Origin of the sequence: Mycobacterium sp. NPDC048908 (assembly GCF_043197955.1) — a bacterium.
In the GTDB taxonomy this organism is placed as follows: Bacteria; Actinomycetota; Actinomycetes; order Mycobacteriales; family Mycobacteriaceae; genus Mycobacterium.
On the sequence record NZ_JBICUE010000003.1, the window covers coordinates 158,457 to 178,436 of the forward strand.

Here is a 19,980-nt window from a genome sequence, read left to right on the forward strand (position 1 = left end):
GACCCGCCCCTGCGTTGCCCTGCGTAGCGTGTTCGCCAACGCAGGTGGGGAATGTGAATCAATCCTGCAACGGCTGGACTTGGCCGAGGACGTCTACTTCGACGAAGTCAGCCAGATTGTGATGCCGAGGTGGTTTCGAGGTCGCATCGCGACCATCGGTGACGCGGCCGCTGCGGCGTTCGCCCCGACAACGGCGCCCGGACTGTGGGTGCGAAACCACGCGACCAAGCTTCTGGCAATCCCCTATATCGGTGAGCGCATACTGTCGCGTCAACTCAGCGATGGATTCACGCTACCGACGTACGGCATTTAGTGTCGACGTGAGCCCGAAAGCACGGGCTGTCGGGCAGATCGGTGCAACGCTGAAACCGCGGTATGCACATCACGTCCCCGTTGGGAGCCAGGAGGAAACCCGCGATGGCCGTTACCCAGCCAGGCGAGCCGACCGACTTCGCCGGCCTGCGCGCGTTGTTCATCAACTGCACACTCAAGCGGTCACCCGAGCCGAGTAACACGCAGGGACTGATCGATGTCAGCGCCCGTATCATGGCGAAGCATGGGGTGGCTGTCGAGGTTGTGCGCGCGATCGACCACGACATCGCCACGGGCGTCTGGCCCGACATGCGCGAGCACGGCTGGGATACCGACGCCTGGCCGACAATCTTCGAGAAGGTGTTGTCTTCCGACATTCTCGTGCTGGCAGGCCCGATCTGGTTGGGCGACAACAGCTCGGTGATGAAGAAGGTCCACGAGCGGCTGTACGCCGGATCTCATTTGGTCAACGACGCCGGGCAGTACGTCTATTACGGTCGCGTCGGCGGATGTTTGATCACAGGCAACGAAGACGGGGTCAAGCACTGCGCGCAGAACGTGCTCTATACGTTGCAGCACATCGGTTACACCATCCCGCCGCAGGCGGACGCGGGCTGGATCGGCGAAGCGGGTCCCGGCCCGTCCTATCTCGACCCGGGATCGGGCGGGCCTGAGAACGACTTCACCAACCGCAACACGACGTTCATGACGTGGAATCTGATGCACCTGGCGTGGATGTTGCGCTCGGCTGGCGGTGTGCCCGCATACGGCAACATCCGATCGGAATGGGACGCCGGGTGCCGCTATGACTTCGTCAACCCGGAATATCGGTGAACGCCAAACCGATCACTCAGGGACCGCGCAGCATCCGCGGCTAGCGTCGAGCCAGTGAACCACAGCGATGTGTCTGCCCTGGCGTCGGAGTTAGCAGAGTTGACTTGTCCGCATCTAGCGTGGAGCGACCGGCGGGTCATTGCCCTCGAACTGGGCGCGGGGGAGTGTGATCTTGCCATCGATGACATGGTGCGCGGCGCCGTTCATTCGCCGTGTCGGCTGCCCCCCGAAATGATTGCCCGATTGCGGCTTTGGCTCGATGGCACTGACCTGACCGCATGCACCGACAAGACGCAGTTGCGCGGCTACGTCAACCAGCTACGGTGCGCATGATCGGGGCAAGCGGTGCGCGGCATCGGCGGCGAAGATTCTTCAGGCGGGCCTGATCTCAAGGTTTGATAACAAGCCGATCAACGGCCGCGCGTCGGCGGCGCGGTGCTGATCCTGCGCTGCTAGCTTGCCGACGTGATGTTACGGCTTGGCAGAATCTGCGGCGTGCTCCTCGCGGCACTGCTGCCGGCATTCGCCGCGATCGCAGTTGTCCCACCTACGGCCTCGGCTTATTCGCGCGAGGGATTGCCGGTAGAGGATCTAGAAGTGCCCTCACCGTCGATGGGCCGCAACATCAAGGTGCAATTCCAGGGCGGCGGGCCGCATTCCGTGCTGCTGCTCGACGGGCTTCGGGCCCAGGACGACGCCAATGGCTGGGACATCAACACCGCGGCGTTCGAGTGGTTCTATCAATCCGGCGTCTCGGTCATCATGCCTGTCGGCGGACAATCCAGTTTCTACTCCGACTGGTACCAGCCGGCCACCGGAAGCTCAGGCACCGTGACCTACAAATGGGAGACGTTCCTGACCCAGGAGTTGCCGGCCTGGCTCGCCGCGAACAAGGCGCAGGCACCCACGGGCAATGCCGTTGTCGGGCTTTCGATGTCGGGCAGCGCCGCGTTGACGCTGGCCATCTGGCATCCCGCGCAGTTCATCTTCGCGGGCTCGTTGTCTGGTTACCTCAACCCGTCAATGGGATTGTGGCCCACGCTGATCGGGTTTGCGATGAAGGATGCGGGCGGCTACAGCGCCGCGAACATGTGGGGGCCGACGTCCGACATTGCCTGGCGCCGCAACGATCCGATGGTCAACATCAACACCCTGGTGGCCAACAACACCGCTTTGTGGATCTATTGCGGCAACGGCGTCACGTCGGAACTGGATGACGGCGCAAACTTCGGCAATCAATACAGTGCCCAGGTCCTGGAGAACATCACGTTGTCGACCAACAAGGAGTTCCAGCAGAAGTACGTCGCGGCAGGGGGCCGCAACGCGGTGTTCAATTTCCCCACCGACGGCACTCACAGCTGGGGTTACTGGGGATCCCAATTGCAGGCCATGAAGCCGGATCTGGTGCGCATCATCGGCGGTCAGCAACCCCCACCGGCGCCGCCGGGCTAACCCAAGTGCGTCTGCGGACGCGGGAGTTGCACACCGTCGACGGTGAAGTCCAGTTTTTCGTTGTAGAAGGCGATCATGCCCGTGATGGGCGAGACCGCGGGCACCGGGTAGTGATACGTCCAGGCCAGGTCTTGATGGAGGGCGCCTCCGACCCGCACCGACCAGTAGCCCGATGTCACGCCCTTGTACGGACAGAGCGTCTCGGTGTCCGACGGTTCGAGGTGCTCGAATGCCACGTCGGTTCGGTCGATGTAAAACCTGGTCGGCAGACCAGTTTCAAACAGCAGGACGGGACTGTGCGTGTCGGCGAGCAGCACGCCGTCCATTGCGACGGTGACGTGCCGGTGTGACCGCAGCGCGTCCACCCGAACGTACGGATTGCGGGGATGACCCCAGATCGGCTCGTCTTCCTCGAACCAGGCCAGCCGAGCCCATTCAAAACGCACCAGTCCCGCGACCGGCCCGTCACCTTCGTCGAACACCCGCGCGGCCGATTCGTATGTCTGGTCGTCGTCGATCAACGAGAAGGTGCGAGAAGGGCCGAGTTGCACCCTCTGCGGATGATTTTCGTCGCGCAGGAATTCGGCACGGAGGTCGGCAAGCGGGATGTAGTACTGCGGGTAGTAAGGCAGTTCCCACACGTATCGGGCCGCCGTGGTGTCGAAGACCAGCTTGTCGTTCAGGAAGCCGCGGACCCGACGCGGTGCGGGTTCGATGCGCCCACGGGCCGCGGCCATCTGCGGATAGTCGTTGGCAGGCTGCTGAGATGTGGTGCTCACACCTCCATCATGGCGGGTTGGCGAGAAGAACTCGCTTAGGAGACGCGACCATTCGCAGTGAGTTCTCAAATTCCTCGACGTCTGTGAGGACCGCCGTCCGCACACCTAAAGTGGACGCATGCGCATTGCCACCGTCGTCATCGGCGTTGTCGTTTTCCTGTTCGGCACGCTCTGGGCGTTACAGGGTTTCGGCGTCGTCGGCGGCAGCCCGATGAGCAACACCACGACATGGTCGATCATCGGCCCGATCGTCGCGTTGATCGGCATCGCCTTGGTCGTTGGTGCGCTGCGCCGACGCAAGTCGTAGCCGACGAAGTGGCCGCGTCACTATGAAAGAGTCTGTGGCGCAGGACAACCCGCGCGCTCACGCTTCGGCGATGGGAACGAAGCGGGAGTCTTAAGTGGTGTGGCACGACTGGTGGACGATCCCGCTCGGCATTGTCGGCGGGGTTTTGCTGGTGTGGGCTGTCCTCGTCGCGGTGCTGTGGCTGAGCAAGCCCGGCGACTACGACCTGAAGCAGGCCGCACGCCTGCTGCCCGACCTGATCCGGCTGGTGAAGCGCCTGGCCAGCGATCCGGAGACGCCCCGAGGGGTGCGGATCAGGCTCGCGCTGCTGCTGGCCTACCTGGCCCTGCCGTTCGACCTCATCCCCGATTTCATCCCGGTGCTCGGCTACGCCGACGACGCGATCATCGTTGCCCTGGTGTTGCGCTCTGCGACGCGACGCGCGGGATCCGACGCATTGGCCAAGCATTGGCCCGGTACCGAAGACGGCCTGACGGCCCTGAAGCGGCTGTGTCGGCTGAACGAAATGTGAACGCTTGTGATCCAGCTAACACCGCGAACGGATGGTTCCGCTTCCCGTAGCGCCGGCGGAGGAGCGGTCCTGCGTCCATGCGCCCCCAACGGCGACGAGTGAGAAGTTTGCTGACGTGTCGGGTGTGATCTAGCGCTCACTTTCGCTCGCAAATATAAGAAACCGTTACCGAAGCGTTGTCGGTAATCGAACTCTAATCGATTGCCGTGACTTCAAATCCACATGTCGGCAACGGAAACAACGTTGCCGGCTCCGCGTAACAGCTGCATAACGAAGAGTTTCTTAAGCGCTGTCTGAGAGCATCGCCAGTATTTCCGCGGATCGACGAAGTCACCCGCTCGTAACACACATTTTCGTCGCTAGACTCGATTTCGGATCGCGCCGACAGGCGCTGATAGACGTGAAATCTAGGGCCGGTGCACGCCATACCGGCGGAGGTACCGATGAAGATGGCTAACTTTTTGTTGCCCAAGGGCACTGGTGAGACGCATGTGAATACCGAGGCGACGGCTGACCCGGAGGTCGCTCTGGTTGGCGCCGTCGCGGTCGGCCGGGGCCCGATCGGTGACATCGCCGCGGGTGACGTCCTGATCGCCACCAACTACGGCGACAACAGCGTTTCGTTCGTCAACCCTGGCAGCTTGCAGGTCGAGGACACCATCGGCGTTCCTGGCGAACCGTTCGCTGTCGTCGTCTCCAATGACCGCGCCTATGTAAGCACCTCCTCGGAGAGTCATGACATCGTCTCGATGATCGACGCGAACACCAGGACCGTCATCGCCACCTACCCGCTGGCGTTCGGCATCACGGCGCTGGCCATCAGCCCGGACGGCAAGCGCGTCTACGCAGGCCGAACCGGCCAGGACCACGTCGACATAGCGGTCATCGACACCACCGCCGAGCGTGTCGGCACCATCGATGTCGCGACGGGTGCCGGAATCGGGATCGATGCAGTGATGGTCGACCCGGGCGGCAAGCGCCTGTACATCGCGACCACCGATATCCGCGGCAGCCAACTCGTGGTCATCGACGCCGAAACCACCCGCGTCGATCGCAAGGTGTGGGTCGGCGCGCCCATCCGCGACATCGCTTTCGCCGACGGCAGCGTGTACGTCTTGACGTCGGATCGGAACCGCGGCGGTGCGGTCAGCGTCATCGACGTGGCAACCAGTCGGGTCACCGACACCATCGAACTCGGCATCGGCGCACCGACTCAGATGGTGTTGGGCCCCGACAAAACCCGCGCCTACATCGTCGACTACGACCGCGTCGTGGTGGTGTGCATGCTGTCTCACGACGTCGTCACCGATGTCACGGTGGGGGCGCGGCCGTCTTGTGTCGCAGTCGATTCCGAAGGCGGCCGGATCGCGATCGCCGATTACGCCGGCAACGTCAATGTGTTCGCCGTCGCATCGACGCTGCCGCAGCTGTATTCGCAGCTGGTTGCCACCGAGCCGATCGCCTCTGCCGGGGCGCGCGAACTGGCGCCTGCCGCAGTCTGACCTCACCGATCCCGCGAGCGACCGCATTTGCACGCGGAAGCACGGCGTGTCGGCGTACAGACGCGGTCACTCGCGGCCAGGGTCAGCCCCAGGTGTAGCGGGTTTTCGGCCGCCCGGCCTTGCCGTAGTCGGTTTGCCGGGTGACGGTGCCCTCGTCGGCAAGCCGTTCGAGGTAACGCCATGCCGTCACCCGCGACACGCCGACCTGCTTGGCCACCTGGTCGGCGGTGATGCCCTCGACGGAATCCCGGACAGCGCGGGCGATTTCGTCGTTGGTGCCGGGTGCCGCTCCCTTGGGTGCGGCGGATTTGTCTGAGCTGACCCGCAACTCGGCGAGCGCGCGGTCGACCTCCGCCTGGCTGGCCGCGTCGGTGCCTGCGGGCAGTGCCTCGCGGTAGCGCTGGTAGCGCTCCAGTCGGTCGCGGAACGCAGCGAACGTGAACGGCTTGAGAAGGTACGCCAGCGCGCCGTGACCGACGGCGGCGCGCACCATCTCCAGGTCGCGTTCGGAGGTGATCGCGATGATGTCGGGCGCCGGACGTAGCCCGGACAGGCCCGACGCCAGCGCGATGCCGTTCGCGTCGGGCAGGCCGATGTCGAGCAACACCAGATCAATCGGCGTCTCAGAGGCCACCGCCTCGGATGCGGCCCGCATCGCATCGCGCGCGGTATGCGCGACGGCAGTCACCGAAAACCCTTGCAGCCGACCCAGATACGACTGATGCGCCTCGGCGATCAACGGTTCGTCCTCGACGATCATCACGCTGATCACGCTGTCACCGTCACTGTCACCACCGAGCCGTACGTGACGTCGGCACGCACGGTGCCGCGGTGCCGCTTCACCACCTGAGCCACCAACGCCAGGCCGAGACCGTGTCTTTCGGGGTCGGAACCCTTCGTCGAATAGCCGCGTTGCATCGCCTTTTCGAACGTTTCTTCATCCATGCCGTGTCCGCTGTCGGCCACTCGGATCAGCAGCGTGCCATTGTGTTGGGCTATGGTGACTTCCACCCACGGGTCTTCGCGATCGCACGCGTCCATCGCGTTGTCGATCAAGTTGCCGAGCACCGTGACCATCTCCTGTCCCGACAGTGCGAGTTCATCGGTATTCGACGGCAGATGCGTCTCCTCGGTGACCGTCAACTCGATACCGCGTTCGTCGGCCTGTGCGGTCTTGCCGAGCAGCAGCGCGACCAGCGCGGGCTCGCTGACGGCGGTGGAGAGCCGGTCGACCAGTTGTTGCGACAGTTCCAACTCGTTGGTCGCGAATTTGACCGCTTCGTCCGCGCGGCCCATCTCGACCATCGTGACGATGGTGTGCAATTTGTTGGCCGCCTCGTGCGCCTGCGACCGCAACGAGTCGGTCAGCACCTTCAGCGAGCTGAGTTCGCCCAGCGCCCCCTGCAATTCGGTGCGGTCGCGGATGGTGACGACTTCCGAATTGCTTGGTCCGTCCGCCACGGGGGAGCGGTTGACCACCAGCACCCGCTCGTCGGTCACGTGCACTTCGTCGCGCGCCCCTGGGTTGTAGGTGCGCAGGAACTGCGGCAGATCCGACGGGTCGACCGGGCCGGGCGGCAACCCGAGCAGCCTGCGGGCTTCGTCGTTGACCAGCGCGACGCCGTTACGGTCCAACACGATAAGTCCCTCGGACACCGAATGCAGGATCGCGTCGTGATGCTCGTACATCACCCGCAACTCGTCGGGGCGAAGACCGTGTGTCTGACGCAGCAGCCTGCGCCGGATCGCCCACACCCCGACCAGCGCGATGGCGAGCGCCGCGATGCTCACCGCGACGATCGTCGGGATCTGCGCGCGCCACCGGTCGGCAAGGCTCTGCTGCAGGATGCCTGCCGACACCAACCCGACGACGCGTCCGGTGCTGTCGCGTACGGGCGCCACTGCGCGGATCGACGGGCCCAGCGTCCCGGTGTACACCTCGCTGAACGTCTGTCCGCGCAGGGCAGGCTCGATGCTGCCGATGTACTTCTGGCCGATCTGGGGCGGGTCGGTGTGGGTGAAGCGGGTGCGGTCGGGCGCCATGATCGTGATGAACGCGATGTCGGTGTTCTTGCGGACGGCCTCGGTGACCGGCTGCAAAGTTTCGGTCGCCCTGCCCGATTCGATCGCGGCCGCTGTGGACGGAGAATCGGCGAGCGCAGTGGCGATACCGAGCACCTGTTGCCGCGCGGCGGCGTCACCGTCGTTGCGGGCGTCGACCAGCGCGAGCGCGCTGCCGACCAGCACGACCACCGCGATCACCAGGATCTGCAGCGCAATTGCCTGCGTCGCCAGGGATCGGGGTCGCCATCGGTTCACGGCTTCATCTTGACCGTCCGCGCCCACGACATCGAGCCGATCGCGAAGAATCGGCCCGCCTCGCTAGCATCGGCGGCTATGTGGTCACATCCGCTGCCGCCAGGCTGGTACCCGGACCCTCGGGGCGGCGGGGGCCGAGCCTACTGGGACGGTCGGCAATGGCAGCTCCCGCCACAACGGCGCAAGCGGTCACCGTTGAAGATTCTCCTCATCGGCTGCGCCCTGGTGGTGGGCGTCGTTTCCCTTTCCCTCGCTTCGCCGCTCGGCCAGAAGGTGATTCACAAGTCGAAGTCGAATCAGTCGAGTCAATCAGCGGCGCGGCCAGCACCGCAGAAACCGACCGAGGTGCGACTCAACCAGGAAGCGCGCGACGGCAACTTCGCGTTCGTCGTCGGTTCTGTCGATGCGGCGCAGCGGGCCGTCAACGTCCACCTGACAGTGAAGAACGCAAGCAATCGTCCCGCGGTGTTCTGGACCGACAACCAGCGGTTGTGGGTCGGCGGCAAGTGGTTCGTGCCCGACAAGGCCGCCGCGGCCAAGGCAGGCACCGCGAGTGTGAAGCTTGATCCCGGCAAGTCCGCCACTGTCGTGCTGGTGTTCAACATGTCGTCCGATGACACGGCTGTCGACCACATCGAATTGCACGACGCGGCGGTGTCTGCAGGCATCACCGTCGTTCCGCGGTCTTAGCCGCCGGCCAGTTCGTCGGCTGCGATGGCGAAGATATGGTCGGCGGCCCCGACCGCCACGAAGTGGCCTGCGCCGTCGACGGGATGCCACACCGCACCTGGCATGGCGTCAGCGACTGCCTTGTTGATGGCATCGGGCACCAGTCGGTCGTCGAGCCCCTGCCAGATGTGCACCGGCCGGTGAATCGCGGAAACGTCGAAAGACCATCGGCGATAGAGGCATTCGGCGTCGCGGACCAGTCCGTCACTGCCGTGCGCGAAGCATTCGGCGGACGATTCCGCGAAGTCGATTGCGATCTGCGGGCGCAGCAGAAGCTCACGGTCGTAGTCGTTGACGCCGTTGCGGATCTGCTTGACGAAGCTGGCAGGAAACCATTTCGCGGAGACGCCGAGCATGGCGTACATCAGCCGGAAACCAGGTGTGAAACGCAATGCCAACGCACCGCCCAGCGCGTCGATTCTCGAAAGGTATTGGGCCGCCGAATTGTCCCCGAATGCACCATAGCTGCCCGGCGCGATGGAGCTGACGTGACGCAGCCGGGCCGGGTCGATGTAGGCGGCCGCCGCCAGAGCCCACGGGCCGCCCTCGGACCAGCCGGTCACACCGAATTCGCGGTAGCCCAGGTGGTCGGCGACCGCGACGAGGTCGTCGGCCCAACCGGCATAGCTGCGCTGCTTCTGCGGACTCGACTGGCCCATGCCCGGCCGGTCGATGCAGACCAGCCGCAGCCGGTTCTTGGCCGCCGACTCTGCGAGCAGGCGCGCCTCCAGCCGACTGCTCGGGCCGCCGTGGTTGTGCAGCGCCAGCGGCCCGCTCGGGTCGCCCACGTCAAGGCAAGTCAGTCGGCGGCCGTCTTCCAGGATGATGTCGCAAGCGGACTCGTGCACCTTGCACAGGCTAGGGCGACGCGTGAGCGCAATGCGGACAACTCCGAAATCGGCGGTTACGCGGCTTGCGCGCACAACCTCGCCGGCGTGGGCGTGGGTCCATAACGTGGTGTCCAGAACGTCGCAAAGCGCATGTGAGCTAACGGGCGGGCAGGAGCGGAGGTCGGTCCCGGTGGGCCGGCCTCCGCTCTTATAGGCCGCGCGAACTTAATGCACTAAAACGTGACCTGGCTCACCTTCTGGCCGAGAGTCCTTGCAGACCACTTTCCGGATCTGCTTGGAGGAAACGACCATGACCACGAGTTTGGACCGACCGTCGGTGGCGGAGCCGCCGCGCCGCCGCGACCGCACCCACTGGCTGTACCTCGCCGTCATCGTCGCGGTGCTGGCCGGCATCGTCGTCGGCCTGGTTGCGCCCGAGGTCGGTAAGAGCGTCGGGGTGCTCGGCACCATGTTCGTCAACCTGATCAAGATGATGATCGCGCCGGTCATCTTCTGCACGATCGTGCTGGGCATCGGGTCGGTCCGCAAAGCAGCCACCGTCGGCAAGGTCGGCGGTCTGGCCTTCGTCTACTTCCTGGTGATGTCGACGTTCGCGCTGGCGATCGGCTTGGTCGTCGGCAACCTGATCCACCCCGGTAGCGGTATGCACCTGACCGAGAGCGCCGCTGGGAAGGGCGCCGAACTCGCCGAGAAAGCACATGAGGCCGGTGGCCTGATGGACTTCGTCCAGGGCATCATCCCGGAGACCCTGTTCTCGTCGCTGACCGCAGGCAGCGTGCTTCAGGCGTTGTTCGTGGCGCTGCTCGTCGGGTTCGCGCTGCAGGCGATGGGCCGCACCGGTGAGCCGATCCTGCGCGGCATCGAGCATCTGCAGAAGCTGGTCTTCAAGGTGCTGGTGATGATCCTGTGGCTCGCCCCGATCGGTGCGTTCGGCGCGATCGCCAACGTCGTCGGCCAGACCGGCTGGACCGCGGTGACCCAACTGCTCACGCTGATGCTCGGCTTCTACGTCACCTGCGTGGTGTTCGTGTTCGGTGTGCTCGGCGTGATCCTGCGCGTGGTGTCCGGCGTCTCGATCTTCAAGCTGGTGCGCTACCTGGCCCGTGAGTACCTGCTGATCTTCTCGACCTCGTCGTCGGAGTCGGCGCTGCCGCGGCTGATCGCCAAAATGGAACACCTCGGCGTCGACCGCAGCACCGTCGGTGTGGTGGTGCCCACCGGCTACTCGTTCAACCTGGACGGCACCGCCATCTACCTGACCATGGCGTCGCTGTTCATCGCCGACGCGCTGGGCGCCCCGTTGTCCGTCGGTCAGCAGATCGGCCTGCTGGTCTTCATGATCGTCGCGTCCAAGGGCGCCGCCGGTGTCACCGGTGCCGGGCTTGCCACGCTGGCGGGCGGCCTGCAGAGCCACCGCCCCGACCTGCTCGACGGCGTCGGCCTGATCGTCGGCATCGACCGGTTCATGTCGGAGGCCCGCGCGGTGACGAACTTCTCGGGTAACGCGGTTGCGACGGTGCTGGTGGGCTCCTGGACCAAGACGATCGACCGCGACCGGGTGAACGCGGTACTTGGCGGATCCGATCCATTCGACGAACTCACCATGGTCGACGACGATCGCGCCTCGCACGCCGAAGAGCCGACGCAGGAGAAGGTGCCTGTGCTGGCGTAGCGCGAGCCAAGAAAGGCCCGGCCGAGCCCCTCCGGCCGGGCCTTTCTGCTGCCTCGAGACTGCGAGGAGATCGATATATCACTCGAAAACGCGATCTCCCCGCAGTCTCGCCGACGTTTGGAAGAATTTTGAAGATCCTTTGAACCCGCTGCGGACTCCTCCCGTTGGACCGGCTGACACCGACCAAACGGAAAAGATCGGAGGCCCGCCATGCGTGCCATCTTGCTCACCCTCATCGCATTGGCCGCGGCGGCTTGCGGATTGATCCTTGCCCCCGCAGGTTTCGCCTCAGCAGCCGAGTCAGCCGTCGCCACCATCGGCCAACTTCAGGCCCAGGGCTTCGACGTGAAGATCGACCGAGTGGGCAGCGCGCCACTCTCGCAGTGCGTGGTCACCAACGTGCGAAACCCAAGGAACCGAACGGAATTCGTGCCGGTGCTCGGTGACCGCGGCGACGGCGTCGTCCCGGTGATCGTCGATCGGACCGTCACTGTGTCACTGGACTGCTCGAGTCGCTGACGTCCGCATCATCTGCTGATACCGCGAAAGAGGTTGTCCACCAATGCATCGACGAATTCGTCGGTCAACGGCTGATCGGGAAGCAGCAGTCGGTGATAGCAGGCGCCCCACAGTTGGTCCACGACAGTTTCGGGATCCAACGTGGCCCGAAGCTGACCGCGTTCCATCGCTGTGTTCATGGCCGCCACGGCTTTGGCCCGCCGCGGTCCCGAATAGCGGTCCAAAAAAGCCACTTTCAGCTCTGGATCGGACTGCGCCTGCCCGATCAACTCGCCAATCACCCGACCGGCCGGGCTGTCACCGATGACCCGCAAAAAGGCATGCAACTGCGCGCGCAGGTCGGCCTCGATGTCGCCGGTGTCGGGAAACTCCAGTTGCGGCTCGACGCGGTGAAAGTAGCCGTCGAGCGCCAACGAGCCTTTGGAAGGCCACCACTTGTAGATCGTCATCTTGCTGGCGCCGGAAAGCTTGGCGACCGTCTCGATGGTGAAGCCGGCCGTCCCGTGGTCGAACAGCAGCGCGGCCGCGGCTTCGAGAATTCCGTCCCGCACCTCGGCCGCGGGCCGACGACCGCGGCCGCGCCGAGTGCGTTCGGTCATCGACGACTCCTCCCGGGAATATATGGACTGATCGTACACTTGAGCCACATATGGACGCATCGTACACAAATAAGGAGACCAAGATGACCGACCGTATTGCCATCGTGACCGGCGCTTCCGGCGGCATCGGCCAAGCCGTGGCAGTCCGGCTTGCCAGCGCGGGCATGGCCGTGGCCGTGCATTACGCAGGCAACAAGGACGGTGCCCAGGCCGTTGCCGACGAAATCACCGCCGCCGGTGGCCGCGCCATCGTCGTGGGAGCAGACGTCGCCGACGAAGCCCAGGTGGCCGCGCTGTTCGATCGGGTGGAGACCGAGTTCGGCGGGGTGGACGTGGTGGTCAACACCGCGGGCATCATGCTGCTGTCACCGTTGACCGAACTGGACTTCGACGACTTCGATCGCATGCATCGCACCAACGTGCGCGGCACCTTCGTCGTCAGCCAGCAGGCGGCGCGGCGCATCCGTGAGGGTGGGGCGATCATCAACTTCTCGACGTCGGTGACCAAATTGGCCCTGCCCGGCTACACCGCGTATGCGGCCACCAAGGGCGCCGTCGACGCGATGACGCTGATCCTGGCCAAGGAGATGAGGGGTCGCGATGTGACCGTCAACGCCGTCGCGCCGGGACCCACCGCCACGCCGCTGTACTTCCAGGGCAAGTCACAAGAGGTCATCGATCGCGCCGCGGCGGCAGCGCCACTCGAGCGTCTCGGCGAGCCAACCGATATCGCCGAGGCCGTGGCTTTCCTCGCCGGACCTGCCCGCTGGGTCAACGGTCAAATCATTTACGCGAACGGAGGATTGATCTGAAATGAGCACACCGAGAGTCATTCTCGTCACCGGCGCCTCGAGCGGTTTCGGCGCGATGACGGTCCGCGCGCTTGCCGACGCCAAACACGTTGTCTACGCGGGGATGCGGGACATCGGCGGCCGCAACGCACAAGCCGCCGCCATGGCTCGGCGCTACGCCGACCAGCATGGCGTGACGCTGCGGCCGGTCGAGATGGACGTGTCTGACCAAACCTCTGTCGACGGCGCCGTGGCCGCCGTGCTTGCCGAAGACCGGCGCATCGACGTCGTCGTTCACAACGCCGGGCACATGGTGCTCGGTCCGACCGAGGCGTTCACCCCGGAACAGGTCGCGGCGGTGTACGACACCAATGTGCTGTCCACGCAACGCGTCAACCGTGCGGTGCTGCCTCCCATGCGCGCCCAGCGGGACGGCCTGGTGGTGTGGGTGGGCTCGTCGAGTTCGCGTGGCGGGACGCCGCCCTACCTCGGACCGTATTTCGCGGCCAAGGCGGCCGAGGACGCGCTGGCGGTCAGCTACGCCGCGGAGCTCACCCGATTCGGCATCGAGACGACGATCGTCGTGCCCGGCTCGTTCACGTCGGGCACCAATCACTTCGCCAACGCGGGAGCGCCCGCCGACAGGTACATCGCGACCGCCTACGAGGCCGAGTACGCGGGCATGATGGATGAGGTCAGCAAGAAGCTGGCCGAGCTGTCGCCGCCTGATGCCGACCCGACGGAGGTGGCCCGACAGATTGTGAAAGTTGTTGACACGCCGAAAGGCTCACGCCCATTCCGGGTGTACGTCGACCCCGCCGACGACGGTGCGGAGGATGTCTTCCGGGTCGGCGACCGGGTGCGTCAGTGGTTCTTCCAGCGGATCGGGATGCTGGACCTGCTCAGCGTGAGCAGTTCAACGTCACCGAGATCGACTGGCTGGTGACCACCTGAACGAGCACGCGATCGCCGTCCTTGCCGGGGCCGCTGTACGGCAGCCACTGCTTGACCTGCTGCGGGTTCCTCACGTTGGTCACCACGCACTGGTCCATCGGCCCGGTGCCGATCTTGTCGATGTTGACCGTGTAGCCCTCGCTCTGCAGCCTGTTGATCACCTCTTGCGCCGTTTCCTCGGCAGAGGCGAGGCCCGCAGGGGCGGTGATCGCTGCACACACACCCGCAGCCACTGCGGCGAGCATCAGCCTGGTACGCACGATCCCATGGTCCTCTCTATGGCAAGCAGACGCAAAGTCCGCTCGCCAGAGAAAAGCAGTTAGCGTTCGGCGCGCTGGTAGGCCGTCACCACCGCCGCCCCGCCGAGACCGATGTTGTGCTGCAGCGCGGCCGTGACGTTGTCCACTTGGCGTTTGTCGGCCGTGCCGCGCAGCTGCCAGGTCAACTCGGCGCACTGCGCAAGGCCGGTCGCTCCCAGCGGGTGGCCCTTCGAGATCAGGCCGCCGGATGGGTTGACCACCCAGCGGCCGCCGTAGGTGGTGTCGTTGTTGTCGATCAGCTTGGGCGCCTCACCTTCGCCGCACAGCCCGAGCGCTTCGTAGAGCAGCAATTCGTTGGCGGAAAAGCAGTCGTGCAGCTCGATCACCTGGAAGTCGCTTGGCCCGAGCCCGGACTGTTGGTAAACCTTCTGCGCGGCTTGCACATTCATGTCGTAGCCGATCAGGTTCTTCGCACTGCCGTCGAAGGTAGACGCGGAATCGGTGGTCATCGCCTGTCCCACGATCTCCACCGCCTGTCCCGCCAGGCCGTGCTTGTCGACGAATGCCTCGCTGGCCACGATCGCCGCACCCGAACCGTCCGACGTCGGTGAGCACTGCAGTTTGGTCAGCGGGTCGGAGATCATCTTCGCCGCGAGGATGTCGTCGAGCGAGTACTCCTCCTGGAACTGCGCGTACGGGTTGTTCACCGAATGCTTGTGGTTCTTGAGCCCGATCTTGGCGAAATGCTCTGCGGTGGTGCCGTAGTGGCGCATGTGCTCACGTCCGGCGGCGCCGAACATCCACGGCGCGACGGGGAAGGCGAATTCGTCGATCTCGGCCATCGCCTTGACGTGCTTGCCCATCGGCGATTCGCGATCCTCGGCGCCGCCCTGCAGCGGGCCGGGTTGCATCTTCTCGAAACCGAGTGCGATCGCGCAGTCGGCCAGGCCGCCGCGGATGGTCTGCGCCGCGAGGTACAGCGCCGTCGAACCCGTCGAGCAGTTGTTGTTCACGTTGGCGATCGGAATTCCGGTCATGCCGAGTTCGTAGAGCGCGCGGTTGCCCGACGTCGAGTCACCCGCGACGTACCCGACGAAGCCCTGCTCGACCTCGGAGAAATCGATGCCCGCGTCCTCGAGCGCCTTGGTTCCCGATTCCCGGGCCATATCGGGGTAGTCCCAACCCTCGCGGCGGCCCGGCTTTTCGAACTTCGTCATCCCCACACCGACGACGAACACTTTGTTTGGCATGCCATCGACAGAAACACACGGCGGGCGAACTGTCTAGATGCTCTAGCCAGGGAGGTGCGGGGGCCCCGCCGCCGCAACGGGGCCCCCGCAGGGGAGGGGGGCTATTCGAAGTAACCGGTGTACTGGGGGCAGTACGTGGTGACCGAGGTGATTACGAACACCGCGGCCTGGTGCGTGGTGAGATCCATGGTGTCCAGGATGTTCGGGGCGAAGTCGACGGGGTCGGCCCCGCCGTCTAGGGCGCGACACACCGAGTGGGCGGTCTGGATGGCGGCCTTCGGGCTGTCATAGGAGATGCCCTCGTCGCTGATCCTCGTCACGAACGTGTGGTCCGTCGAACTGACCGCGCCTGCGCTGCCGGCGGTTGCCACGGCGGCAAGTCCGAACGCGGCAGCGACCAAAGCGGCCCCGGCGAACGTGCTCAGGCCGTGCGTGGCGAACATTGGGCTCCTCACTGATGTCGTTTCCGAGCCGACATCAGAGTCGGACAACGCCCTTGGCGGATTCTTGACGAATCCTTGGTGGCCCGCGGTGCTACGCGTCGGGCGGCACGATCTCGAAGGTGAACTCGTGGGCACAGATGCGGATCCGGTCGCCGTCGGCGAGGGTGGCGGTGCCGCGTATGCGTTCGTTGCGGACGTCCACGCCGTTCGCCGAGCGCAGGTCGCTGATCACGAAACTGGTGCCGGTATCGATGATGACGGCGTGATGCCGGCTGACGCTGGCGTCGTCGAGCACGATGTCGTTGTCGGTGAGCCGACCGATGCGGGTGGCGGCGGCCAGCAGCGGATAGACCCGGCCATCGGTGGACCGCAGATTCGCCTGCGCATGCAACGCGTCGACCGAGGTGCGCAGCGCGATGTCGTGGACGGTGTGCACAGCGGTGGTCTTGGCCGCCTTTTTCGCATCGAGCGGTTCTTGTCGCAGGATGCGCTCGTGCAGGGTGCGCACGGTCGGACCGGGGTCGATGCCCAAGTCGTCGGCGAGCGTGGTCTTCAACCGCTGGTAGGCATCCAGCGCCTCGGACTGCCGCTCGGCCAGATAATAGGCGGTGATCAACTGTGCCCAGAGCGGCTCGCGATAGGGATGCTCCGCCGTCAGCGATTCGAGCTCTCCGATGACGGCATAGCCGCGGCCACAAGCGATTTCGGCCTCTGCGCGGGCAGTGTGGGCTACCACCTTGTCCTCGGTCAACGCGGTGGCGAACGCGTCGACGAACTGGAAGTCGCGCAGATCCTCCAGGACCGGTCCGCGCCACAACGCCAGCGCCGCAGTCAGATGACGGCTGGCCTCCTCAAATCGGCCCGCGGCGGCAGCCTGTACGCCCGCCGTCTTCTCGATGATGAACCGGCCGATGTCACAGGCGCTGTCGTCTGCCTTCAGCCGATATCCCGGTGGAGCGTTTTCCAGCATCGACCGTGAGTCCCCAAGCAATCTGCGCAGGTTCGAGATATAGGAATGCAGACTCGCCCGCGCCTCCGAAGGGGGCCACTGTTCCCAGGCCGCGGTGATCAACGAGTCGATCGCCACCGGCCGGTTGCGGTTCATCACCAGCATCGCCAGCACCGCGCGCTGTTTCGGGGTGCCCAGCGCGACGGGCGCGCCGTCGACCGTGACCTGCAGCGGCCCCAGCACACCGAATCCGATCTTGTTGTCGGTCATCACGGATGTTCTTATCGCGAACCGACGCCGTATGCCGACACAAGGCCCGAAATTGGGGGCAATTCGTCCTCAGCGCGGCGGCGGGGCCAGCACCACAGTGGGTACCGGCGCCCAGCCGCCGTCGGCGGTCACCCGGCCGAACGGCTGATCACCGAAGTGAAAGCCGAAGCCCAACGTGTTCGGCTCGGCCAGTTCGGCGAGCAGGCGGCGTCTGGCGGTGACGACCTCCGCGGCATCCCATTCCGCGACCGACATCCATTCGGGGTGCGCCAGTTGGGCCGGGATGTGGAAGGCGTCGCCGAACACGACGAGCCGTTGGCCGTTTGTCGAAGTGATCACGTACGACGTGTGGCCCGGCGTGTGCCCCGGAGTGACGACGGCGCGAACACCTGGCACGACCTCGTCCCCGTCGTCGATCAGGTCGATACGTTGATCGGCCAACTGCGCGATGATCTGCTTCGGCGTCACGGCGTCCCCTTCAGGGGTGCCACCTCTGTGCGGCGCCCACTCCGCCGCGGCCATCACATAACGGGCGTTCGGAAAGGTCTTGTCGCCGTTGGCGTGAGACCAGCCCGCATGATCGAAATGCAGGTGGGTGAACGCCACCACGTCGATGTCCTCTGGCCGACGCCCGACGATGCCGAGCACATCGAGCAGCGAACCGCAATCGACACTGCCCCAGGCGAAATCGGTTGTCATCGCTCCGACTCCGGTGTCGATCAGCAGAGTGTCGTCACCCCGCTCGACCAGCAGACCACCCGCGCTCATCACCAGATCGCCGGTCTCGGTGCACAGGTCCGGCCGTGTCGACCAGTAGTCGCTTGGGATGGCGGGGAAGAAACCGGTGGGCGGCATGGTGATGACTCCGTCGACCACATACGTGGCGACCACGTCGTCAAACGTCAAGGACCGCACCGCCGCTCGATCACCGGGACGGCCGATGGAGGATGCGCCGACGGTTGTCATGCGGCCAGGCTGCCGCCGCCGTCGGCCCGAATGATCTGGCCCGTGATGTAGCCGGCGTCCTCGTCGAGTAGTGCGCATATCGCGTGCGCGATCTCGGCTGGCTTGCCGACGCGACCCAGCGGAATGCTGTTCAGCAGGTGGGCTTCGCGTTCCGAGCCGACCGGGCTGCGCTGCCGGTACATCTCGGTTTCGGTCGGGCCGGGTGCGACGGCGTTGACCGTGATACCCGTCAGAGCGAGCTCCTTGGCCCAAATTCGGGTGCACGTTTCCAGCGCGGCCTTCGCGGCGGCATACGGCGTCCGCTCAGTGGTGCCGAGGGTGGTCAAGCTGGTCACGTTGACGATCCGGCCCCACCCGGCGGCCAGCATGCCGGGCAGGACGGCCTGCACGACCTGAACGGCGGTGCGGACATTCATGTCGTAGGTGTCGAACAGGTGATCCAAGTCGATCGAGCCGATCCGGCCCATTTGCACATAGCCGACATTGTTGACCACTCCGTCGACTCTGCCGCCCGCAAGGATGCTCGCCAGCGCGTCGTTCGTAGCGGCTCTGTCGGCCAGGTCCAGCTCGACGAACTCGCCGGGGAAGTCGGCGGGCTTGGTTCGCGCGACGCCGACCGGGATGTTTCCCGCGGCGGCCATCCGGTCGGCAACGGCTCGGCCGATGCCCTTCGATGCGCCTGTGATCAATATCCGTCTGGGTGACATGACGTCCTCCTTCTCATCGTTGGCTATTACGTAAACGCTGCGGCGGGACTAAATCGCATACCAAGGTCGATATAGAGGTATGTCGTTCACCGCATCCCTGGAGGCTCCATGTCAACGCTGTTGCAGTTGAAGGCGTATGTCGCGGTCGTCGATCAGGGCGGTTTCACCGCGGCGAGTCGGCGGCTGGGGTTGTCGCAACCCGCCGTGAGCCGGGCAGTCGCCGCGCTTGAAAAGGAGTTGGGCGCCCCGCTTCTGGTTCGTCACCGCGACGGGCTGTCGTTGACGGAGGCCGGTTCTCGCGCGTTGACGCATGCGCGTGAGGCAGTGCGGCATTTGACCTTGATGCGCGCCGACGTCGTCGCGCTGTCCGGCGCGATCTCCGGGACGCTGAGCCTTGCCAGCCTGCCGAGCGTGACCGGCACGCTCGTCGCGCCGCAGTTGCACACCTTCACCCACCGTCATCCTGCGGTGAAGGTGCGCTTGCTGGAAGGCAGCGAACAGGAGGTACGCGACTGGCTGGACCAAGGCGCCGCCGAGGCCGGAGTGGTGTCCCTGCCGATCAAGGGCCTGGCGGCCGCGGTGCTCGGGGATCAGGACATGGTCGCGGTGGTGCCTGCGGGTAACCGGTTGGCCGAGTGGGCGCACATCGGCTACGCGGAGTTGGCCAAGGAGCCGTTCATCCGGTCGACTGGTGGCTGCACAGAGGTGTTCATGCCGGTGGCGCAGCGGTTGGGCGTCGAATTCGACGTGGCTTTCGAAGCGCGCGAAATGTCGGCTGTGCTCGAGATGGTCCGCGCGGGACTGGGAGTCAGCATTCTGCCGAGTGCCGGCATGCCCAAGGCGCCCGACGGCGTGGTCACCCGCCCACTGGTGCCCAAGACCGTGCGGCGGTTGGGTGTCGCGGTGTCTGCCAGCGCCTCCTCGCCCGCGCGGGCCTTCCTGGAGCAGATCGCCGCGCTCGAACGCGAAGTGGTGTAGAACCTGTTCTAATTCCAAGTCAGGAG

General features: G+C 65.2%; 24 protein-coding genes. 13 read left to right on the top strand and 11 right to left on the bottom strand.

Annotated elements, in window-relative coordinates:
• Positions 1-28: 28 nt before the first annotated feature.
• The 4 genes from ACGFK1_RS09630 (at position 29) to ACGFK1_RS09645 (ending at position 2,598) form a co-directional block, all read left to right on the top strand.
• The gene (locus tag ACGFK1_RS09630) at positions 29-313 is read left to right on the top strand and encodes a hypothetical protein (RefSeq protein ID WP_393428036.1); all 285 of its coding nucleotides are present in this window, start codon (positions 29-31) and stop codon (positions 311-313) included.
• 104 nt (positions 314-417) lie between these two features.
• Positions 418-1,146 carry a flavodoxin family protein gene (locus ACGFK1_RS09635; RefSeq protein ID WP_393428037.1) on the top strand — a complete coding sequence of 243 codons (729 nt, stop codon included), beginning with the start codon at positions 418-420 and terminating at the stop codon, positions 1,144-1,146.
• Positions 1,147-1,200: 54 nt separating this feature from the next.
• On the top strand, positions 1,201-1,479 hold the full coding sequence (locus ACGFK1_RS09640) for a hypothetical protein (RefSeq protein ID WP_393428038.1): 279 nt from the start codon (positions 1,201-1,203) through the stop codon (positions 1,477-1,479).
• 135 nt (positions 1,480-1,614) lie between these two features.
• Positions 1,615-2,598, top strand: a complete 984-nt coding sequence (locus tag ACGFK1_RS09645; RefSeq protein WP_393428453.1) for an esterase family protein — start codon at positions 1,615-1,617, stop codon at positions 2,596-2,598.
• Here ACGFK1_RS09645 and ACGFK1_RS09650 read toward each other — a convergent pair.
• Positions 2,595-3,335: a DUF427 domain-containing protein gene (locus tag ACGFK1_RS09650; protein WP_393428454.1), complete on the bottom strand. Its 741-nt coding sequence runs from the start codon at positions 3,333-3,335 to the stop codon at positions 2,595-2,597. The two genes, ACGFK1_RS09645 and ACGFK1_RS09650, sit on opposite strands and share 4 nt — an antisense overlap.
• Before the next feature lie 160 nt (positions 3,336-3,495).
• Here ACGFK1_RS09650 and ACGFK1_RS09655 point away from each other — a divergent pair, with 160 nt between their 5' ends.
• The 3 genes from ACGFK1_RS09655 to ACGFK1_RS09665 all read left to right on the top strand — a co-directional run bounded on the left by ACGFK1_RS09655 (position 3,496) and on the right by ACGFK1_RS09665 (position 5,697).
• A complete protein-coding gene (locus ACGFK1_RS09655) occupies positions 3,496-3,684 on the top strand; it encodes a hypothetical protein (protein ID WP_393428039.1) in 189 nt (62 codons plus the stop codon).
• A 97-nt stretch (positions 3,685-3,781) separates the two neighbouring features.
• Positions 3,782-4,195, top strand: a complete 414-nt coding sequence (locus tag ACGFK1_RS09660; RefSeq protein ID WP_393428455.1) for a YkvA family protein — start codon at positions 3,782-3,784, stop codon at positions 4,193-4,195.
• Positions 4,196-4,638: 443 nt separating this feature from the next.
• Positions 4,639-5,697: a YncE family protein gene (locus tag ACGFK1_RS09665; protein ID WP_393428040.1), complete on the top strand. Its 1,059-nt coding sequence runs from the start codon at positions 4,639-4,641 to the stop codon at positions 5,695-5,697.
• An 82-nt stretch (positions 5,698-5,779) separates the two neighbouring features.
• Here the strand turns inward: ACGFK1_RS09665 and ACGFK1_RS09670 are convergent, their stop codons facing one another.
• On the bottom strand, positions 5,780-6,469 hold the full coding sequence (locus ACGFK1_RS09670; RefSeq protein ID WP_393428041.1) for a response regulator: 690 nt from the start codon (positions 6,467-6,469) through the stop codon (positions 5,780-5,782).
• A complete protein-coding gene (locus ACGFK1_RS09675; RefSeq protein ID WP_393428042.1) occupies positions 6,466-8,016 on the bottom strand; it encodes an ATP-binding protein in 1,551 nt (516 codons plus the stop codon). Before ACGFK1_RS09675 ends, ACGFK1_RS09670 begins: the two co-directional genes overlap by 4 nt.
• Positions 8,017-8,094: 78 nt before the next feature.
• Between ACGFK1_RS09675 and ACGFK1_RS09680 the strand changes: the two genes are divergently transcribed.
• Positions 8,095-8,706, top strand: coding sequence for a DUF4352 domain-containing protein (locus ACGFK1_RS09680; protein WP_393428043.1), 612 nt, complete (start codon positions 8,095-8,097; stop codon positions 8,704-8,706).
• Here the strand turns inward: ACGFK1_RS09680 and ACGFK1_RS09685 are convergent.
• Complete coding sequence (locus ACGFK1_RS09685) at positions 8,703-9,593, bottom strand: alpha/beta fold hydrolase (RefSeq protein ID WP_393428044.1); 891 nt, start codon at positions 9,591-9,593, stop codon at positions 8,703-8,705. The two genes, ACGFK1_RS09680 and ACGFK1_RS09685, sit on opposite strands and share 4 nt — an antisense overlap.
• 292 nt (positions 9,594-9,885) lie before the next feature.
• On the opposite strand from ACGFK1_RS09685, the gene ACGFK1_RS09690 reads away from it, so the two are divergent.
• Both ACGFK1_RS09690 and ACGFK1_RS09695 read left to right on the top strand, forming a co-directional pair.
• Entirely contained in the window at positions 9,886-11,268 is a 1,383-nt protein-coding gene (locus ACGFK1_RS09690) for a cation:dicarboxylate symporter family transporter (protein ID WP_393428045.1), read from the top strand.
• 210 nt (positions 11,269-11,478) lie between these two features.
• Positions 11,479-11,787 (top strand): hypothetical protein, encoded by a 309-nt coding sequence (locus tag ACGFK1_RS09695; RefSeq protein ID WP_393428046.1) that lies wholly within the window; start codon positions 11,479-11,481, stop codon positions 11,785-11,787.
• 8 nt (positions 11,788-11,795) lie between these two features.
• Here ACGFK1_RS09695 and ACGFK1_RS09700 read toward each other — a convergent pair whose 3' ends face one another.
• Entirely contained in the window at positions 11,796-12,386 is a 591-nt protein-coding gene (locus tag ACGFK1_RS09700; RefSeq protein ID WP_393428047.1) for a TetR/AcrR family transcriptional regulator, read from the bottom strand.
• Positions 12,387-12,469: 83 nt separating this feature from the next.
• On the opposite strand from ACGFK1_RS09700, the gene ACGFK1_RS09705 reads away from it, so the two are divergent.
• On the top strand, positions 12,470-13,198 hold the full coding sequence (locus tag ACGFK1_RS09705; RefSeq protein ID WP_393428048.1) for an SDR family oxidoreductase: 729 nt from the start codon (positions 12,470-12,472) through the stop codon (positions 13,196-13,198).
• 1 nt (position 13,199) lies between these two features.
• Positions 13,200-14,123, top strand: a complete 924-nt coding sequence (locus ACGFK1_RS09710) for an SDR family oxidoreductase (RefSeq protein ID WP_393428049.1) — start codon at positions 13,200-13,202, stop codon at positions 14,121-14,123.
• On the opposite strand, the gene ACGFK1_RS09715 is transcribed toward ACGFK1_RS09710, so the two are convergent.
• From ACGFK1_RS09715 to ACGFK1_RS09740, 6 genes are all read right to left on the bottom strand, one after another.
• Positions 14,080-14,391, bottom strand: a complete 312-nt coding sequence (locus ACGFK1_RS09715) for a hypothetical protein (RefSeq protein ID WP_393428050.1) — start codon at positions 14,389-14,391, stop codon at positions 14,080-14,082. The two genes, ACGFK1_RS09710 and ACGFK1_RS09715, sit on opposite strands and share 44 nt — an antisense overlap.
• Before the next feature lie 59 nt (positions 14,392-14,450).
• Complete coding sequence (locus ACGFK1_RS09720; protein WP_393428051.1) at positions 14,451-15,641, bottom strand: lipid-transfer protein; 1,191 nt, start codon at positions 15,639-15,641, stop codon at positions 14,451-14,453.
• Between the two features lie 101 nt (positions 15,642-15,742).
• On the bottom strand, positions 15,743-16,084 hold the full coding sequence (locus ACGFK1_RS09725) for a DUF732 domain-containing protein (RefSeq protein WP_393428052.1): 342 nt from the start codon (positions 16,082-16,084) through the stop codon (positions 15,743-15,745).
• Positions 16,085-16,175: 91 nt separating this feature from the next.
• Entirely contained in the window at positions 16,176-17,303 is a 1,128-nt protein-coding gene (locus tag ACGFK1_RS09730; RefSeq protein WP_393428053.1) for a BTAD domain-containing putative transcriptional regulator, read from the bottom strand.
• Positions 17,304-17,372: 69 nt separating this feature from the next.
• Positions 17,373-18,269 carry an MBL fold metallo-hydrolase gene (locus ACGFK1_RS09735; RefSeq protein WP_393428054.1) on the bottom strand — a complete coding sequence of 299 codons (897 nt, stop codon included), beginning with the start codon at positions 18,267-18,269 and terminating at the stop codon, positions 17,373-17,375.
• Positions 18,266-18,976, bottom strand: a complete 711-nt coding sequence (locus ACGFK1_RS09740) for an SDR family oxidoreductase (protein ID WP_393428055.1) — start codon at positions 18,974-18,976, stop codon at positions 18,266-18,268. Before ACGFK1_RS09740 ends, ACGFK1_RS09735 begins: the two co-directional genes overlap by 4 nt.
• A gap of 108 nt (positions 18,977-19,084) precedes the next feature.
• Between ACGFK1_RS09740 and ACGFK1_RS09745 the strand changes: the two genes are divergently transcribed.
• Positions 19,085-19,954: a LysR family transcriptional regulator gene (locus ACGFK1_RS09745; RefSeq protein ID WP_393428056.1), complete on the top strand. Its 870-nt coding sequence runs from the start codon at positions 19,085-19,087 to the stop codon at positions 19,952-19,954.
• Positions 19,955-19,980 lie beyond the last annotated feature (26 nt).

Coding starts and splice junctions, on each gene's coding strand:
- ACGFK1_RS09725 (WP_393428052.1), bottom strand. CDS start 16,084: ATGTTCGCCACGCACGGCCTGAGCACGTTCGCCGGGGCCGCTTTGGTC.
- ACGFK1_RS09730 (WP_393428053.1), bottom strand. CDS start 17,303: ATGACCGACAACAAGATCGGATTCGGTGTGCTGGGGCCGCTGCAGGTC.
- ACGFK1_RS09690 (WP_393428045.1), top strand. CDS start 9,886: ATGACCACGAGTTTGGACCGACCGTCGGTGGCGGAGCCGCCGCGCCGC.
- ACGFK1_RS09745 (WP_393428056.1), top strand. CDS start 19,085: ATGTCAACGCTGTTGCAGTTGAAGGCGTATGTCGCGGTCGTCGATCAG.
- ACGFK1_RS09635 (WP_393428037.1), top strand. CDS start 418: ATGGCCGTTACCCAGCCAGGCGAGCCGACCGACTTCGCCGGCCTGCGC.
- ACGFK1_RS09740 (WP_393428055.1), bottom strand. CDS start 18,976: ATGTCACCCAGACGGATATTGATCACAGGCGCATCGAAGGGCATCGGC.
- ACGFK1_RS09700 (WP_393428047.1), bottom strand. CDS start 12,386: ATGACCGAACGCACTCGGCGCGGCCGCGGTCGTCGGCCCGCGGCCGAG.
- ACGFK1_RS09680 (WP_393428043.1), top strand. CDS start 8,095: ATGTGGTCACATCCGCTGCCGCCAGGCTGGTACCCGGACCCTCGGGGC.
- ACGFK1_RS09695 (WP_393428046.1), top strand. CDS start 11,479: ATGCGTGCCATCTTGCTCACCCTCATCGCATTGGCCGCGGCGGCTTGC.
- ACGFK1_RS09650 (WP_393428454.1), bottom strand. CDS start 3,335: ATGGCCGCGGCCCGTGGGCGCATCGAACCCGCACCGCGTCGGGTCCGC.
- ACGFK1_RS09720 (WP_393428051.1), bottom strand. CDS start 15,641: ATGCCAAACAAAGTGTTCGTCGTCGGTGTGGGGATGACGAAGTTCGAA.
- ACGFK1_RS09645 (WP_393428453.1), top strand. CDS start 1,615: ATGTTACGGCTTGGCAGAATCTGCGGCGTGCTCCTCGCGGCACTGCTG.
- ACGFK1_RS09705 (WP_393428048.1), top strand. CDS start 12,470: ATGACCGACCGTATTGCCATCGTGACCGGCGCTTCCGGCGGCATCGGC.
- ACGFK1_RS09655 (WP_393428039.1), top strand. CDS start 3,496: ATGCGCATTGCCACCGTCGTCATCGGCGTTGTCGTTTTCCTGTTCGGC.
- ACGFK1_RS09710 (WP_393428049.1), top strand. CDS start 13,200: ATGAGCACACCGAGAGTCATTCTCGTCACCGGCGCCTCGAGCGGTTTC.
- ACGFK1_RS09665 (WP_393428040.1), top strand. CDS start 4,639: ATGAAGATGGCTAACTTTTTGTTGCCCAAGGGCACTGGTGAGACGCAT.
- ACGFK1_RS09735 (WP_393428054.1), bottom strand. CDS start 18,269: ATGACAACCGTCGGCGCATCCTCCATCGGCCGTCCCGGTGATCGAGCG.